At 69.7% G+C, this 16,157-nt stretch carries 17 protein-coding genes; 9 read left to right on the plus strand and 8 right to left on the minus strand.

From position 1 onward, the window contains the following. The first annotated feature begins 6 nt into the window (after positions 1-6). Positions 7-1,062 (plus strand): thiolase family protein, encoded by a 1,056-nt coding sequence (locus tag NQK81_RS09685; protein ID WP_257487924.1) that lies wholly within the window; start codon positions 7-9, stop codon positions 1,060-1,062. Further along, positions 1,059-2,219, plus strand: coding sequence for a thiolase family protein (locus NQK81_RS09690; protein ID WP_257487925.1), 1,161 nt, complete (start codon positions 1,059-1,061; stop codon positions 2,217-2,219). Before NQK81_RS09685 ends, NQK81_RS09690 begins: the two co-directional genes overlap by 4 nt. A gap of 4 nt (positions 2,220-2,223) precedes the next feature. Here NQK81_RS09690 and NQK81_RS09695 read toward each other — a convergent pair whose 3' ends face one another. From NQK81_RS09695 to NQK81_RS09710, 4 genes are all read right to left on the minus strand, one after another. Further along, on the minus strand, positions 2,224-2,430 hold the full coding sequence (locus tag NQK81_RS09695) for a hypothetical protein (RefSeq protein ID WP_257487926.1): 207 nt from the start codon (positions 2,428-2,430) through the stop codon (positions 2,224-2,226). Positions 2,431-2,445: 15 nt separating this feature from the next. Continuing rightward, a complete protein-coding gene (locus NQK81_RS09700) occupies positions 2,446-3,468 on the minus strand; it encodes a YhjD/YihY/BrkB family envelope integrity protein (RefSeq protein WP_257487927.1) in 1,023 nt (340 codons plus the stop codon). A 220-nt stretch (positions 3,469-3,688) separates the two neighbouring features. Beyond that, positions 3,689-4,477: a transglutaminase-like domain-containing protein gene (locus tag NQK81_RS09705; protein ID WP_257487928.1), complete on the minus strand. Its 789-nt coding sequence runs from the start codon at positions 4,475-4,477 to the stop codon at positions 3,689-3,691. Between the two features lie 27 nt (positions 4,478-4,504). Then, entirely contained in the window at positions 4,505-5,731 is a 1,227-nt protein-coding gene (locus tag NQK81_RS09710) for a cytochrome P450 (protein WP_257487929.1), read from the minus strand. 244 nt (positions 5,732-5,975) lie between these two features. On the opposite strand from NQK81_RS09710, the gene NQK81_RS09715 reads away from it, so the two are divergent. Further along, the gene (locus tag NQK81_RS09715; RefSeq protein ID WP_257487930.1) at positions 5,976-7,139 is read left to right on the plus strand and encodes a steroid 3-ketoacyl-CoA thiolase; all 1,164 of its coding nucleotides are present in this window, start codon (positions 5,976-5,978) and stop codon (positions 7,137-7,139) included. Positions 7,140-7,599: 460 nt separating this feature from the next. Here NQK81_RS09715 and NQK81_RS09720 read toward each other — a convergent pair whose 3' ends face one another. Next, on the minus strand, positions 7,600-8,085 hold the full coding sequence (locus NQK81_RS09720; protein WP_125675362.1) for a pyridoxamine 5'-phosphate oxidase family protein: 486 nt from the start codon (positions 8,083-8,085) through the stop codon (positions 7,600-7,602). A 40-nt stretch (positions 8,086-8,125) separates the two neighbouring features. Then, positions 8,126-8,971: an SCO6745 family protein gene (locus NQK81_RS09725; protein WP_257487931.1), complete on the minus strand. Its 846-nt coding sequence runs from the start codon at positions 8,969-8,971 to the stop codon at positions 8,126-8,128. 63 nt (positions 8,972-9,034) lie between these two features. Here NQK81_RS09725 and NQK81_RS09730 point away from each other — a divergent pair, with 63 nt between their 5' ends. Then, positions 9,035-9,904 carry a GNAT family N-acetyltransferase gene (locus NQK81_RS09730; RefSeq protein ID WP_257487932.1) on the plus strand — a complete coding sequence of 290 codons (870 nt, stop codon included), beginning with the start codon at positions 9,035-9,037 and terminating at the stop codon, positions 9,902-9,904. A gap of 224 nt (positions 9,905-10,128) precedes the next feature. Here the strand turns inward: NQK81_RS09730 and NQK81_RS09735 are convergent, their stop codons facing one another. Beyond that, positions 10,129-11,034 carry an SDR family oxidoreductase gene (locus NQK81_RS09735; RefSeq protein ID WP_257487933.1) on the minus strand — a complete coding sequence of 302 codons (906 nt, stop codon included), beginning with the start codon at positions 11,032-11,034 and terminating at the stop codon, positions 10,129-10,131. Continuing rightward, positions 11,031-11,828 (minus strand): SDR family oxidoreductase, encoded by a 798-nt coding sequence (locus NQK81_RS09740; RefSeq protein ID WP_126731429.1) that lies wholly within the window; start codon positions 11,826-11,828, stop codon positions 11,031-11,033. The genes NQK81_RS09735 and NQK81_RS09740 overlap by 4 nt, the downstream gene beginning before the upstream one ends. A gap of 91 nt (positions 11,829-11,919) precedes the next feature. On the opposite strand from NQK81_RS09740, the gene NQK81_RS09745 reads away from it, so the two are divergent. From NQK81_RS09745 to NQK81_RS09765, 5 genes are read left to right on the plus strand one after another with little or no spacing between them, the layout of a single operon-like run. Further along, on the plus strand, positions 11,920-12,669 hold the full coding sequence (locus tag NQK81_RS09745) for an enoyl-CoA hydratase family protein (RefSeq protein WP_257487934.1): 750 nt from the start codon (positions 11,920-11,922) through the stop codon (positions 12,667-12,669). Next, positions 12,669-13,529, plus strand: a complete 861-nt coding sequence (locus NQK81_RS09750; RefSeq protein ID WP_257487935.1) for a CoA transferase subunit A — start codon at positions 12,669-12,671, stop codon at positions 13,527-13,529. The genes NQK81_RS09745 and NQK81_RS09750 overlap by 1 nt, the downstream gene beginning before the upstream one ends. After that, positions 13,526-14,251, plus strand: coding sequence for a CoA-transferase (locus NQK81_RS09755; RefSeq protein ID WP_257487936.1), 726 nt, complete (start codon positions 13,526-13,528; stop codon positions 14,249-14,251). Before NQK81_RS09750 ends, NQK81_RS09755 begins: the two co-directional genes overlap by 4 nt. Next, on the plus strand, positions 14,248-15,294 hold the full coding sequence (locus NQK81_RS09760; RefSeq protein WP_257487937.1) for an NAD(P)H-dependent flavin oxidoreductase: 1,047 nt from the start codon (positions 14,248-14,250) through the stop codon (positions 15,292-15,294). Before NQK81_RS09755 ends, NQK81_RS09760 begins: the two co-directional genes overlap by 4 nt. 31 nt (positions 15,295-15,325) lie before the next feature. Beyond that, positions 15,326-16,117, plus strand: coding sequence for an alpha/beta fold hydrolase (locus NQK81_RS09765; RefSeq protein WP_257487938.1), 792 nt, complete (start codon positions 15,326-15,328; stop codon positions 16,115-16,117). The last annotated feature ends 40 nt before the right edge of the window (positions 16,118-16,157 follow it).

Consider the following 16,157-nt stretch of genomic DNA (forward strand, 5'->3'; position numbering starts at 1 on the left):
ACCACCGTGCCAGATGTAGCAGTCGTGGGCTTCGCGCAGGCCCCCAACGTCCGCAGTACCCCGGGCACCACCAACGGCGTGGAAATGCTGGTGCCGATCTTCGCCGAGGTCTTCGAGCGCACCGGTCTGTCCAAAGAGGACATCGGGTTCTGGTGCTCCGGCTCCTCGGACTACCTCGCCGGCCGCGCGTTCTCGTTCATCGCGGCCGTCGATGCCATCGGCGCCTTCCCGCCGATCCACGAGTCGCATGTCGAGATGGACGCCGCGTGGGCGTTGTACGAGGCGTGGCTGAAGATCCGGATGGGCGAGGTCGAGACCGCGCTGGTCTACGGGTTCGGCAAGTCCTCCGCCGGGCAGCTGCGGCGGGTGCTGGCCTTGCAAATGGACCCGTACGTCGTCGCGCCGCTCTGGCCGGATTCGGTGAGCGTCGCCGGGATCCAGGCCCGGCTGGGGCTCGAATCCGGGCTCTGGTCGGAAAAGGATCTCGCCGAGGTCGCCGCGCGCAGCCGTGCGGACGCCGCCGGGAATCCGGCCGCGCAGCTCTCCGGAACGGTCGAGGTCGCCGAACTCCTCGACACCCCCTACTTCGCGGATCCCTTGCGGGCCCACGACATCGCCCCCATCACCGACGGCGCCGCCGTGCTCGTGCTCGCGTCGGCCGAGCGGGCGGCGGACCTCGTCGACAGCCCGGCGGTGATCACCGGGATCGAGCACCGCGTCGACTCCCCCGCGCTCGGCGTCCGGGACCTCACCAAGTCGCCTTCGACGGCGGCCGCCGGGCGGGCGCTCGACCTCGACGGCGTCGAGATCGCGGAACTGCACGCGCCGTTCACGCATCAGGAACTGATCCTGCGCGACGCGCTGGGCCTCGGCGACCAGGTGCGGATCAACCCCTCCGGCGGCGTCCTGACCGGCAATCCGATGTTCTCGGCGGGGCTCGCGCGGATCGGCGAGGCCGCGAACCGCATCCTCGACGGCAGCGCGCGCAAGACCCTCGCCCACGCGACCAGCGGCCCCGTCCTCCAGCAGAACCTGGTCGCCACCTTGGAGGTCCTCTCGTGAAGCACCTCGCGGCCGTACTGGGAACGGGCCAGACCCACCACAAGGCCAAACGCACCGACGTGTCCATGCCCGGCCTGCTCCGGGAGGCCATCGACCGCGCGATGCTCGACGCCCAGACCGGCTGGGACGACATCGACGCCGTCGTCCTCGGCAAGGCGCCGGATCTGTTCGAGGGCGTGATGATGCCCGAACTGTTCCTCGCCGACGCGCTCGGCGCGACCGGGAAACCGTTGCTGCGCGTGCACACCGCCGGCTCGGTCGGCGGCTCGACCGCGCTCGTGGCGGCGTCGCTCGTGCAGGCCGGCGTGCACAAGCGGGTGCTGACCGTGGCCTTCGAGAAGCAGTCCGAGTCGAACGCCATGTGGGGCCTGTCGATCCTGCCGCCGTTCCAGATGCCGGTGGGCGCCGGGGCGGGCGGCTATTTCGCGCCGCACGTGCGCTCGTACATCCGGCGATCCGGCGCGCCCGGCCACGTCGGCGCGATCGTCGCGGCCAAGGACCGCCGCAACGGCGCGCTGAATCCGTACGCGCATCTGCGGCAGTCCGACATCACGGTGGAGTCGGTGCAGGCGTCGCAGATGCTGTGGGACCCGATCCGCTACGACGAGACGTGCCCGTCATCGGACGGTGCCTGCGCGATGGTGATCGGTGACGAAGCGGCAGGCGACGCGGTTCCCGGTGGCGCGGCTTGGATCCACGCGACCGCGATGCGCACCGAGCCGACCACGTTCGCCGGACGCGACCAGGTGAACCCGCAGGCCGGACGGGACGCCGCCGCGGCGTTGTGGCGGGACGCGGGCATCACCGACCCACTGTCCGAAGTGGACGCCGCCGAGATCTACGTGCCGTTCTCGTGGTTCGAGCCGATGTGGCTGGAGAACCTGGGCTTCACCGACGAAGGGCAGGGCTGGAAGCTCACCGAAGCCGGCGAGACCGCGCTCGGCGGGCGCCTGCCGGTCAACCCGTCGGGTGGCGTGCTGTCGTCGAACCCGATCGGGGCGTCCGGGATGCTCCGGTTCTCCGAAGCCGCCAAACAGGTGATGGGCCGGGCCGGGGACTACCAGGTCGACGGCGCGCGGATCGCGCTCGGGCACGCGTACGGCGGCGGTTCGCAGTTCTTTTCGATGTGGGTGGTGGGAGCGGCCAAACCGAGCTGATCCTTCAGCCGACTCTGGCTTCCTCGACCTTCCCGCGCCTGGCATACAGGCGGATCCTGTTCGGCCGGAGGTCCAGTGTCACGGCTCCGTTTCCTTCCAAATCGACGACCTCGACCTTGAAGCCGTCAGCCTCGCATTTCGCGCGTGCCTCGTCCACCCGCGAACCCACGAGCTCGGACAAGGCGAACGACGGTGCTCGTTCACCGAACATCGGGCTCTCCTTCGGTCAGGGGCGGCGGCGCGGCCGGAGGCGTTGCGCGGCCAGGGTGGCGACCACGCCGGTCACCGCGCCCACCAGCGCCGGCTTGAGCCCGTGCCGGTCCGGTGCCGCCACCACGGGCCGGACCACGACGGGCGGCGGCGGCCGCACGGGGTCCGGCGGGGCGTCGCGAGCGGTCGCCGTCCAGGCTGTCACGAACACCAGCATCCGGGCCACCAGCGAGATGAAGAAGATCAGGCCGATGATGGAGCCGAACGCGACCCCGGTCGGCGAGTTCCCGATCAGGCGCAGGTAGATCCCACCGGCCAGCTTCAGGAGTTCGAAGCCCAGCGCCAGCGCGACCGCGCCGCGCATCGCGCTGCGGACCCCGACCGGTTTCCGCGGCAGCCGGGTGAGCACCCAGAGGAAGACGAGCCAGTTGGCCAGCAACGCCAAGGGAATCGAGATCGCCGACAGCACGTTGTGCCCCCAGGCGGTGTCGTCGACCCCCGCCAGCCCCAGCAGGTACCGGCCGAGCGCGGACCCGGAAATGGTGATGGCGAAGGACACCAGGAGCGCGCTCGCGAGGCCGAGCAGCGCGAGCAGGTCCGCGGCGATCGTGCGCAGGAGCGGGAGATCCGACCGGTTCTGGCCCCACAGCGCGGTGAGCGCGTCGCGGAGGGAGTTCATCCAGTTCCAGCCGGAGTACAAACCGATGATCAGACCGATGATCCCGACGCTGGTGCGCTGCTCCACGAACCCGGTGAGCAGCTCCCCCGCCTTGTCACCGAGCGCACCCGGCAACGTGCCGGTGAGCGCGCCCAGCATCGATTCGATCAGCTGCGGCTGGCTGGCCAGCACGAAGCCCGCCACCGAGACCGCGACCATGAGAATGGGCACCAGCGAGAACAGGCTGAAATAGGTGATCGACGCGACGTAGTGGTAACCGCCGTACTCGACGTAGCGGTTCACGGCCCGCGCCACGTGGTCCAGCCAGCGGTAGCGGGCACGCAGCCGCTGCCATTTCGTCGGTGCTTGCTTCTCCCTCACACGCCAATGTCTACCTCAGAGCCTGTTGGCGGAGCTGGAGACTCACCCTCAAAGCGGCCAAACGCGTGAACCCGCCCCGGCCGAAGGCCCGCTATCGCGGTGGCAGGGCACCCGTTCACCCATCGTGACATGACCCCGGCCGTGCCCTGCCGACGTCGATCGCGGATGCGGGTTCACCGACAGACACTCAGCGAGGTCACGGCTCGTGGTCAACACGCGATCAAGCGAGCGCGATCAGCTCCGAGCCGTCGTCCTCCGGCAGTGACGGGCCCGCGGTCGCCAGCACGGTGTTGCCGAGAAAGTCCAGCTCACAGCCGAGGGTGGAGAGGAACGCGGTGTCGGCGGCGTCGCGGCCGGTCGCGATCCGGCACAGGCTCTGCCTCGGCGCGAGGCCGGTGGCGTCGAACACGTACCAGCGGCCGTCGATCGCGGCCTCGAACACGGCGTGGAAGTCCATTGGGGACAGTCCGGGCGCGTAGACCGCGGCGAACCGGGCGGGGATGTCGAGCACGCGGCACAGCGAGATGCAGACGTGCGCGTAGTCGCGGCACACCCCTTCGCCGGCGAGGTAGGTGTCGACGGCGTCGTCGGTCGGCGAACCGGAACCGACCACATAGGACAGGTGCCCGCCCACGTGCCGGACGATCGCCTCCACCTGGGCCCGCGCGCCGGGCAAGCCGCCGAAGCGGGACAGCGCGAGCCCGCCCATCCGGTCCGAGGGGCAGTACCGGCTGGGCCTGGTGTAGCGGATGACGTCGTCCATGGTGACCGGCTCGGCGTCGGCGGGATCGATCGAGCGTCCGGCCCGGTATCGCACGACGTGTTCCCCGGAGGGCAGGTCGACGACCTGGGCCCGGGTCCCGTGTTCGAACGCCACCTGGCGCGGCGGCGCGGGATAGGCGAACTCCTCCTGGGCGGCCCCGCCGGCGAGCGCGATCACGAACGCGGCGGGGCCGGGTTTCGTGACCCGGAAGGACATTTCGACGTCGACCTGAACGTGGGGACCCATGGCCCCATGGTGCCCCACGGCACCGGCTCAGGCGTAACGGACCTGGTAGTGCTTGATCCCGTTGAGCCAGCTCGACCGGAGCCGGTCCGGCGGGGAGACTTCCGCGATGTCCGGCATGACGTCGGCGATGGCGTTGAAGATCAGGTCGATCTCCAGCCGCGCGAGGTTGGCGCCGATGCAGTAGTGCGAACCCGTGCCGCCGAAGCCGACGTGGGGGTTGTCCTCGCGGAGGATGTCGAACTTCTCCGGCTCGTCGAAATGGTCCGGATCGAAGTTCGCGGAACTGTAGAACATCCCGACCCGGTCGCCCTTGCGGATGTGCTGGCCGCCGAGCTCGGTGTCCCGAGTCGCGGTGCGCTGGAAGGCGACCACCGGGGTGGCCCAGCGGACGATCTCGTCCGGGGCGGTCTTCGGCCGCTCCTTCTTGTAGAGCTCCCATTGGTCGGGGTGATCGAGGAACGCCTTCATCCCGTGGGTGATCGCGTTGCGCGTGGTCTCGTTGCCCGCGACCGCGAGCAGGATGACGAAGAAACCGAACTCGTCCGACGCCAGCGACTCGCCGTCGACGTCGGCCTGCACCAGCTTCGTGACGATGTCGTCCATCGGGCATTTGCGGCGTTCTTCGGCCATGTTCCAGGCGTAGCCGACGATCTCCGCGGACGCGGCCAGCGGCTCGACCTCGTACTCGGGGTCGTCGTAGGCGACCATCTGGTTGGACCAGTCGAAGACCTTGAGCCGGTCTTCCTGCGGGATGCCGATCAGTTCGGCGATGGCCTGCAAGGGGAGTTCGCAGGCGACGTCGACGACGAAATCCCCGGAACCCTTCTTCTTCGCCTCGCTGACGATCCGTTCCGCGCGGTCGCGCAGGGTGTCCTCGAGCTTCGCGATCGACCTCGGTGTGAAGCCCTTCGACACGATCCGCCGCAGCTTCGTGTGCTGCGGGGCGTCCATGTTGAGCAGGACGAGCCGGTTGGCTTCGAGGCTGTCGTCGGTCATGTTCTCGTCGAACCGGATGATCGCGGTCTTCTCCCGGGAGGAGAACAGCTCGCTGTCCCTCGACACCGCCTTGACGTCATCGAGCCGGCTGACCACCCAGTAGCCGTCATCGCGGAAGCCCGCGGTGTTGTGGGGCTGGGGGTTCCACCAGACCGGTGCCGTGCGGCGGAGTTCGGCGAACTCCTCCAGAGGCAGTCTAGTGGCGTAAAGATCCGGATCGGTGAAATCGAAACCGGCGGGGATCAGGGGAGCGGCCACGGGCTACCTCCTACGCGGTTCGCCAATGAAACACGTTCTAGACCCGATTGAAGCATACGGCGTTTACCAAGTGAAGAGTTTTCAGTGAAACCCGTTAACTCGGCCGCCGTGGATCATGCGACCCAGGCAACGAGCGGGAACCGCGACCAGTGATCAAAATCGAGCCGACCCTGCGGCGACTTGCCCAAATCAAGAACGTGTTCTACTTTTCTCGGTAGTGAACAGTGTTTCCCGGGAGGCGAACGTGGGTAGTCCGGTGATCGTCGAGGCGGTCCGCACCCCCATCGGCAAGCGCAGGGGGCACCTGGCGGGGCTGCACGCCGCCGAGATCCTCGGCGCGGCACAGCGCGCCCTGCTCGAACGCGCGGGACTGGATCCCGCGCTGGTCGAGCAGGCGATCGGCGGCGCCGTGACCCAGGCCGGCGAGCAGGCGGGCAACGTCACGCGCACCGCGTGGCTGCACGCCGGGCTCCCCGAGACCACGGGCGCGACCACCATCGACGCCCAGTGCGGCTCGGCGCAGCAGGCGACGCACCTGATCGCCGGGCTCATCGCGGCCGGCGCGATCGAAGCCGGTGTCTCCTGCGGGGTCGAAGCGATGAGCCGGGTCCCGCTGGGCGCGAACCGCGGCGAGGGCATCGGCACGCCCCGGCCGGAGTCATGGTCGATCGACATGCCCAACCAGTACGGCGCGGCCGAGCGGATCGCGGAACGCCGCGGGATCACCCGGCAGGACGTCGACCGGTTCGGCACCGAGTCCCAGGCCAAGGCCGCCGCCGCCTGGGCCGCGGGGCACTTCGACCGCGAGGTCGTCGCGGTGAAGGCCCCCGTGCTCGGCGAGGACGGCGCACCGACCGGCGAGACACGGCTGGTGTCCCGCGACCAAGGACTCCGCGAGACGACCATCGAAGGCCTCGCCAAGCTCAAGCCCGTCCTCGAAGGCGGCGTGCACACGGCCGGGACCTCGTCTCAGATCTCCGACGGCGCGGCCGCGCTCCTGCTGATGGACTCGGACCGGGCCAAGGCACTGGGCCTCAAGCCGCGAGCACGGATCGTCTCGCAGGCGTTGGTCGGCGCGGAGCCGTACTACCACCTCGACGGCCCCGTGCAGGCGACCGAACGCGTCCTGGCCAAGGCGGGGATGGCGATCGGCGACCTCGACCTCTTCGAAGTCAACGAGGCGTTCGCTTCGGTCGTGTTGTCGTGGCTGCGGGTGCACCGGCCCGACGAAGGCAAGGTCAACGTGAACGGTGGCGCGATCGCGCTCGGGCATCCCGTCGGCAGCACCGGCGCCCGCCTGCTGACCACGGCGTTGCACGAACTGGAACGCCGTGACGCGAGCACCGCGCTGGTGACGATGTGCGCCGGTGGCGCGCTTTCCACCGGCACGATCATCGAACGGGTTTAGCCCACGAGGCGTCACTTGGGGACGTTCGCTTTCCGGGCTTGTGAGTGGCAAGGGTGTCTTAGCAGGCTTCCGGCTCCTGTCTGGTCAGGTCCGCGCTTGGATTCGTTGATGAAGGATTTGGGACAGTGAACGTCCCAAATCCTTCATCGACAACGCTCGACCCGGTCTGGAACGGGGCGAATCCCGCCCACGCACAGGTCAGACGCAGATCAACAAACACCGGTCTTCCTTGAGGGACTCTGGGGCCCCAAGGAGGCCTTCACGGACAGCTCCGGCCAGGGGGTTCTGTCGCGAAAGAGGCTTTCGCGACATGATCGCCAGGGCGGCACAGGGTCCGGCCACGGCCGACGTTGCGAAAGCCACTTTCGCAACCTTCAACGTTGCGAAAGTGGCTTTCGCAACGTTGAAGGTTGCCGGCAAGACCCGGCGAGCAAGAAACAGTCGACGTCACCTGCCTTGCTCAGCCCAAGCCGACCTCGACCACCGGACCGTTGTCCGGCCTCGCGAGCCGTTTGCTTCCCTGACCCTCCTTCCAGAAGTCGAAATAGATGGTGTTGCCCTCCACCCAGGTCAGCACCGCCTCGGTGAGGTCCAGCCGGAAGACGTGCGCCTCCCCGTCGTCGCCCTGCAGGCGGGCGACCTCCGCCGGATCGGTGATCTCGACGGCCTTTCCCGACACCTTCGCGTCCGCGCCGCCCTCGTCGATCGCCGAGGCGGCGTGGATCGCGAACCTGCCGTCGCGTTGCAGGTCCTTCGCCTTCATCGCGCCGATCATCGAACCGATCAGCAGGTCCCGCTCACGGAAATCGACCTCACTGCCACTGACCCTGGGCGAGCCGTCCCGCCGGACCGTCGCCAGCACATGCGACTTCGCCGCGGTGAACCGCTCCTTGATCTTCTCCGCCAGCGCGGGTGCCTCTTCACTGAACTGCTGCCACGTCGCCATGCGGAACAGCGTCCCACCGGGGTCCGACAGTTTCGAGGCCTCAGGGCCGCGGCGCCCCCATCGGGTTCGGCAGCGGGATCGCCCCGGCGTCGAAGATATGGCGGCTCAGCGGGACGGCGAGCCGCACGGCCTCGGCGGCCCCGTCCTCGCCGAGTGCTTCGAGCGGGCCGGCGGCGAGGCGGTCGGTCTCGTCCTCGATCCGTTGGCGCAGCGCGATTCCCGGACCGGCCAGCGCCAGATCGCCGTCGAGGATCCCGCGTTCGGACAGCCGCGCGACGCTCTCGTCCCACTCGTCGTCGGACCAGCCGCGGTTGACCTGGATGACCTCGCGGGTCACCGCTCCGCTGCCGATGTGGGTCAGCGTGGTGTCGAGCCCGCGCAGCCCGGCGGCGACGGCGGACAGCACGTGACCGTCCCCGCGATGCTCGCGCAGCACCGTCGCCGCGAGCCAGACCCGGCCGGCAGGCGTGGCGGGCCTGGTCACCGAGGCCCAGGCGGCGGCTAGCGGCCTTGCCGCGTAATCGCAACCGGTGACGGCTTGTTCGAGCAAGTCGGCGAGGTCCGCGAGAGGCGCGTCGGCGGGCAGGACCCGGTTCAGGGCTTCCTCGACGGCGTCCATCCGGCTCTTCAGCACGACCGCCGGCTCGGCGTATTTCCACGCGTCGGGCAAGGACCGCGCGACCATCCTCGGGGCGAACCCGAAGAGCATCGCGGTCGCCGGTGGTTCCGGCAGCGGCCCGAGCGGCGCGACCCGGCCGGCGAAATAGCCCATCCACCACCCCGGGAGGCCGACCGCCTTCGCCGCGGCCGCCGTTTCCGGGGCGAAGTAGACGACGGCGTGCAGCGGCTCGACCGCTTCCCAGAGACGGCGCTGAAGTGACTTCACACCACCATCTTGCCCCGCCGAAAACCGGATGCGGCACCTCGCGGCGTGGTGTGTGATCACGGCATGGCGATCAGCTTGGAGAAACCGGGGCCCGAGGGGCTGAACGAGGCCGTCGACGCGCTGCGGGAGTGGCAATCCGAAGGCGTGGCCTGGCAACTGCATCCCGGTGACCTCGGCTGGTTCTGGCGTTCGGGGGCGGAGGCGACGGCCGCGGCGGTCCGGATCTGGCGCCGGGACGGGCGGATTCTCGCCGTCGGGCTCCTGGACGGAGCCGATCTCCTGCGGCTCACGACCGCGCCCGGCGTCCGCCGGGACGAAGACCTGGCGCGACGGCTGACCGAAGACATCATCGAGCCGGAACGCGGTGTGCTGCCACCGGGAGAGGTGTCCGTCGAAGCGCCGAAGGACGCCCTGCTCCACGATCTGCTGCCCGGCCACGGCTGGCACGCCGGCGAACCGTGGACCCCACTGCGCCGCGACCTCACCGAACCGGTGAAGGACCCGGGTCTGCGGATCGAGACGATCGGCCCGGACGACTGCCACGTGTGGGCCGACGTGATGCGGGGAGCCTTCGACGGCTCGACGTTCACCCCCGAGAAATGGCGCACGATGGCGACCGGTGCGCCGTACGCCGACTCCCGGTACCTGGTCGGGTACGACGACCAGGGCGACGCCGTCGCGGCTGTCGCCGTGTGGTCGGCCGGGCAGGGCAAACCCGGTGTGCTGGAACCGATGGGTGTGCACCGGGACCATCGCGGGCACGGCCATGGCCGGGCGATCACCCTCGCCGCGGCGGCCGCGCTCCGGGAGCTCGGCTCGTCGAGCGCGGGCGTGAACACGCCGAGTTCCAATGTCGCCGCGGTCGCGACCTACGAATCGAGCGGGTTCCAGCGGCTTCCCGAGGTCCGGGATCTGACGCGGGACGCCTCGTAAGTGATGGGGCCTTAGCTACCCAGCCGACACTCGACGATCGGCCACGTCCGCCACACGGATACCTGCGGTCACAGCGGCTGCGTGGGTGGTGTTGCGAAAGCCACTTTCGCAACACCACCTCCCGCCCTGGCGCGGCACCCAGCGGGACCCAGAAATACATGAAGGCCCCCTTCCTTGCGCCTAGGTACAGGAAGGGGGCCTTCATGTACCAGGGTCGCGAAATCCTAGGCTCCGTAAACGGGTTCAGGCACGGGAGCCTCCGCCAGCAACTCCGCCACCACCGGCCCGAGTTCGGCGGGCGTCCACCGGGAACCCTTGTCCCGCACCGTGCCGTGCCGCCAGCCCTGCGCGATCGAGACACGTCCGCCGTCGACCTCGAACACCCGTCCGGTCACCCCGGACGACTCCTCGCTGCCGAGCCACACCACCAGCGGCGACACGTTTTCCGGTGCCATGGCGTCGAAACCGTCCTCCGGCGCGGCCATGTCGTCGGCGAAGGCCACTTCGGTCATCCGGGTGCGGGCGGCCGGGGCGATCGCGTTCACGGTGACGCCGTACCGCGCGAATTCGGTGGCGGCGACCAGCGTGAGCCCCAGGATCCCGGACTTCGCGGCCGCGTAGTTCCCCTGCCCGACGCTGCCGAGCAGACCCGCGCCCGAACTGGTGTTGATCACCCGCGCGGTCCGCGTCCGGCCGGCCTTCGCCTCGGCTCGCCAGTATTCGGCGGCGTGCCGCGTCGGCGCGAAATGCCCCTTCAGGTGGACGCGGACGACCGCGTCCCATTCGTCCTCGCCGAGGTTGACCAGCATCCGGTCGCGCAGGAAACCCGCGTTGTTGACCAGGACGTCCAAGCCACCGAACGTTTCGACGGCCGTCCGTACCAGGGCCGCGGCGCCGTCCCACGAGGCGATGTCGTCGGTGTTCGCCACCGCCTTGCCGCCGAGCGCCTCGATCTCGTCGACGACGTCCTGGGCGGGCCCGGCCGATCCTCCGCTTCCGTCGATCCCGGCGCCGAGGTCGTTCACCACCACCCGCGCGCCCTCGGCGGCGAACGCGAGCGCGTGCGCCCGGCCGATGCCACGACCGGCTCCGGTCACCACCACGATCCGGCCGTCGGCGATCCCGCTCACACCGGCTCCTTTCGTTCTTTCACCAGGGAATTGGAAGCGGCGAGGAAGGCAGGCACCTCTCCCCCGCCGTGCACGGTCAGGCAGGCGCCGCTGACGTAGGAAGCCAGCGGGGAAGCCAGGAACACCGCGCAGGCACCGATCTCGTCCGGATCGGCCAACCGTCCTAACGGGACAGTCGCGCTCACCGCCTCGATGCCCGCTTCGTCGCCGTAGTGCAGATGCGAGTGCTCCGTCCGCACCATGCCGACGTCGAGCCCGTTGACCCGCACCTTCGGCGCCCACTCGACGGCGAGCGAAGCGGTCAGGTTGTCCAGGCCCGCTTTCGCCGCGCCGTAGGACGCCGTGCCCGGCGACGGTCTCGTCGCGCTGACACTGCTGATGTTCACGATGACGCCGCCGCTTTCCTGCTCCTGCATGACGGCGTTCGCCGCACGCGCGACGGCCAGCGGCGCGAGCAGGTTCAGCGCGACGATCTTCTCGTGGAATCGCGGCGACGCGTTCGCCGCCTCGGCGTACGGCGCGCCGCCCGCGTTGTTGACCACGACGTCGAGCCTGCCGTGCCGCCGGACGACCTCTTCGACGAGCGCGTCGACCTCTTTCGGGTCCCGGACGTCGCAGGAGATGAACGTCGACGCGCCGTCCCCGGCACACACGGGCCGCTCGGGTTCGGTGCGCGCGCAGGTGACGACTTCGGCTCCGGCACGCAGGAAAGTCCTGGTGATACCGGCGCCGACGCCGCGGACCCCACCGGTCACCAGCACCACGGCGCCGTCGAGCCGGAGTTCGAGTGCCATGCCGGGCCTCCTTCACGTCGCTGTACCCGGGCCGGGCGTCCTGCTAACGTACCAAGCAAGTGCTAGGTTTGGTAGCGGAGAAGGGTGCCCGATGACCGTTTCCACCCACTCACCGGAGCCCGGCATCGCCGTGGTCACGGTCGACGCGCCCCCGGTGAACGCGCTGAGCGTGAAGGGATGGTTCGCCCTCGCCTCCGCCGTCACCGACGCCGGACGCGATCCGGCGACCCACGTGGTGGTGCTGCGCGCGGAGGGCCGCGGGTTCAACGCCGGGGTCGACATCAAGGAGATCCAGCGCGACCCGGGGTACGGCGCGCTGATCGGCGCGAACGAGGGCTGCGCGGCGGCGTTCTCCGCCGTGTACGACTGCGCCGTCCCGGTGATCGCCGCGGTGCAGGGATTCTGCCTCGGCGGCGGAGTCGGCCTGGTCGGCAACGCGGACGTGGTGGTCGCCGGCGAGGACGCGACGTTCGGGCTCCCCGAAGTCGACCGCGGCGCGCTGGGCGCGGCGACCCATCTCGCGCGGCTGGTCCCCCAGCACCTGATGCGGGCCCTGTACTACACGGCTTCGACGATCACCGCGGCTCAGCTGCACCACCACGGTTCGGTCTACGCCGTCGTCCCGCGGGAAGAACTCGATGAGACAGCGCTCGGCCTCGCGCGGCGGATCGCGGCGAAGGATACCCGCGTGATCCGCGCCGCGAAACAGGCCATCAACGGCATCGACGTCCAGCCCGTGCACCGCAGCTACCGCTTCGAGCAGGGATTCACCTTCGAACTCAACCTGGCGGGCGTCTCGGACGGCGCGCGCCAGGAGTTCTTGGACGGTAAGGGGAAGTGATGGCCGACAAGCGGATGACACCGGACGAGATCGCCGCCGAACTGAAGGACGGCATGACGATCGGGATCGGCGGCTGGGGCTCGCGGCGCAAGCCCATGGCGCTGGTGCGCGCGATCCTGCGTTCTCCGGTCAAGGATCTCACCGTGGTCTCCTACGGCGGCCCGGACGTCGGGCTGCTGGCGTCGGCGGGCAAGATCAAGCATCTCGTCTTCGGTTTCGTCACCCTGGACTCGATCCCCTACGACCCGTGGTTCTCCCGGGTGCGGGAAGCCGGGTCGATCACCGTCACGGAGTACGACGAAGGCGTGTTCGGCACCGGGCTTTCCGCTGCCGCGCAACGGCTTCCCTTCCTGCCGACGCGGGCGGGCCTCGGCTCCGGCGTGATGGACCTGAACCCGTCGCTGCGCACCGTCCGCTCGCCGTACGACGACGCCGAAGAGCTGCTGGCCGTGCCCGCGCTGAAGCTCGACGCGGCCTTCGTCCACCTCAACCGCGCCGACGCCCGGGGCAACGCGCAGTATCTCGGGCCGGACCCGTACTTCGACGAACTGTTCGCCCTCGCCGCCGACAAGTGTTACGTGTCAACGGAAAAGATCGTCGAGACGGCCGAGCTCACCGAAGCGGGGCCAGTGCAGAGCCTGTTGCTGAACCGGATGCTCGTCACCGGGGTGACCGAAACGCCGAACGGCGCGCATTTCACCACCGCCGTCCCGGACTACGGCCGCGATGAGCGTTTCCAGCGCCACTACGCCGAATCGGCCAAGGATCTCGACGCGTGGCCGAAATTCGTCGACAGGTTCCTGTCCGGCGACGAGGCGCAGTACCAGAAGGCCGTCGCCGAATTCGGGGAGTCCGCGTGAGTGACATCAGCCGTGCCGAAGTGGCCGTCGTGGCCTGCGCCGAATTGTTCCGCGGTGACGGCGAGATCGTGGTGAGCCCCATGGGTTTCATCCCCTCGCTGGGCGCCAGGCTCGCCAGGCTGACGTTCGAGCCGGACATCCTGCTGTCCGACGGCGAGGCGTACCTGATGACCCCGGACGCCGTCGTCGAAGGCTGGCAACCGTTCCGCAAGGTGCTCGACACCGTGGTGCCACGCGGAAAACGGCATGTGGTGATGGGCGCCAACCAGATCGACGGCGAGGGCAACCAGAACATCTCGGCGATCGGCGAACATTCCCGGCCGAGGAAACAACTTCTCGGCGTGCGGGGCGGGCCGGGCAACACGGCCAACCACCGCACGAGCTACTGGGTTCCCAGGCACGGCAAGCGGGTCTTCGTCGATCGGGTCGACGTCGTGTCCGGCGTCGGCTACGCCAGGGCACGCGAGGCTGGGCTGCGGTATCACGACGTCCATCGCGTCGTCACCAACCTCGGCGTCCTGGACTTCGGCGGCGAAGACCACGCGCCGAGGCTGCTTTCCGTGCATCCTGGGGTTTCCGTGGACGAGGTCGTCGAGGCGACGTCGTTCCCGCTGATCACCGACGGGGTCACCGAATCCCGGCTGCCGACCGAGACCGAACTGCTCCTGATCCGCACCAGCCTCGATCCGAAGTCCTTGCGTGACAAGGAAGTCCCGTCGTGAAGACCGCGCTGACCGAACTGGCCGGGATCCGGCATCCGATCGTGCAGACCGGGATGGGCTGGGTCGCCGGCCCGCGGCTGGTGTCCGCGACGGCCGAGGCGGGCGGTCTCGGCATCCTTGCGTCCGCCACGATGTCGTACGACGAGCTGGCGGCGGCGATCAAGGAGGTCAAGAGCCGCACGTCCCGGCCGTTCGGGGTCAACCTCCGCGCGGACGCCGACGACGCCGCGCGCCGGGTCGAGCTGCTCATCACCGAAGAAGTCCGCGTCGCGTCCTTCGCGCTCGCACCGAAGAAGGACATGATCGCGCGGCTCAAGGACAACGGCGTCCTCGTCGTGCCTTCGGTCGGCGCGGCCAGGCACGCGGAGAAGGTCGCGGGCTGGGGTGCCGACGCCGTCATCGTGCAGGGCGGCGAGGGCGGCGGGCACACCGGCGGGGTCGCGACGACCCTGCTGCTGCCTTCGGTGCTGGACGCGGTCGACATCCCGGTGGTCGCCGCGGGCGGCTTCTTCGACGGCCGGGGCCTGGCGGCCGCGCTCGCCTACGGGGCGGCCGGCGTCGCCATGGGCACCCGGTTCCTCCTGACGAGGGAAAGCACCGTCCCCGACGAGATCAAGCAGGCCTATCTCGCCCGTGACCTCAACGGCACCGTCGTCACCCGGAAGGTGGACGGGATGCCGCATCGCGTCCTCCGGACGGAATTGGTCGACGCGCTCGAATCCGCCGGTCCGGTGAGCGGGTTCGCCCGTGCCGCCCGCAACGCCGCGAAGTTCCGCAAACTCACCGGGCTGTCGTGGCGTTCGCTGGCCACCGAAGGACTGCGGATGAAACGCGGTGGTGACCGGACGTGGTCGCAGGTCCTGATGGCCGCCAACACGCCGATGCTGTTGCGCGCCGGGCTCGTCGAAGGCGACCGGAGCGCCGGGGTGCTGGCGTCCGGGCAGGTCGTCGGCCTGCTCGGCGACCTGCCCGCGGTCGGCGACCTGATCGAGACGATCGTCGCCGACGCCACCGGCATCCTGCGGCGGCTGGCCTCGGAGTGAGGGTCCGGGCACGCTGTGCTTGACTTCGGCCATGATCTCGGAGAGTCGTTGTCCGGTCGAGGACGGTGAGCTGTACGTCCGCAGTACCGGCGAAGGGCCGCTTCTGCTCCTGATCGCGGGCGGGCTGGGCTCGGCGGACACCTTCCGGGCGATGACGAAGCTGCTCGCGGACGACTACACCGTCGTTACCTACGACCGGCGCGGTCACTTCCGCAGCACGGACACCAGCACCGGCCCGGTCAGCGTGCCGAAGCAGGCCGACGACGCCCACGCGGTGCTCCAGCACGTCGGGGGCGGCCCCGCGAGCGTGTTCGGCACCAGCGCGGGCGCCCTGATCGGTCTCGACCTCGTGGCCCGCTACCCGGACGCGGCGACCGTGCTGGTCGCGCACGAACCGCCCGCCATCCAGCTGCTGCCCGACGCGCTCGGCTGGCTCGACGAGGCCAACGCGCAGGTCCGGCTCGCCCAGGCGGGCGACCTGATGGGGGCGTTCAAACGCTTCACCGACGGGATCGCCGGCGCCGCGCTGCCCGAACTGCGCGCGATCCGGCTGCCGAACGAAGAGGACTGGAAACGGCTGTTCGGCCGCGAACTGGCCGAAATCCTCGACTACCTTCCCGATCTGCGGGCACTGCGGCGGAGCAGGACCGAGATCGTCCCCGTCGCGGGCGTCGGCAGCCGGGGGCACTACCACTACCAGCCCGCGAAGATCCTCGCGCTCGAACTGGGGTTGCCGTTCACGGAGGTGCCCGGCGCGCATCTGGCGCCGCAGCGGAACCCCGCCCAGTTCACCGAAGCGCTGCGGGACCTCCTCGAAGCCTGACCGTGGCCGCTGGGTCAGGTTGGTCGTGAGTGGCGATTCG

Source organism: Amycolatopsis roodepoortensis, assembly GCF_024628825.1.
Lineage (GTDB): Bacteria > Actinomycetota > Actinomycetes > Mycobacteriales > Pseudonocardiaceae > Amycolatopsis > Amycolatopsis roodepoortensis.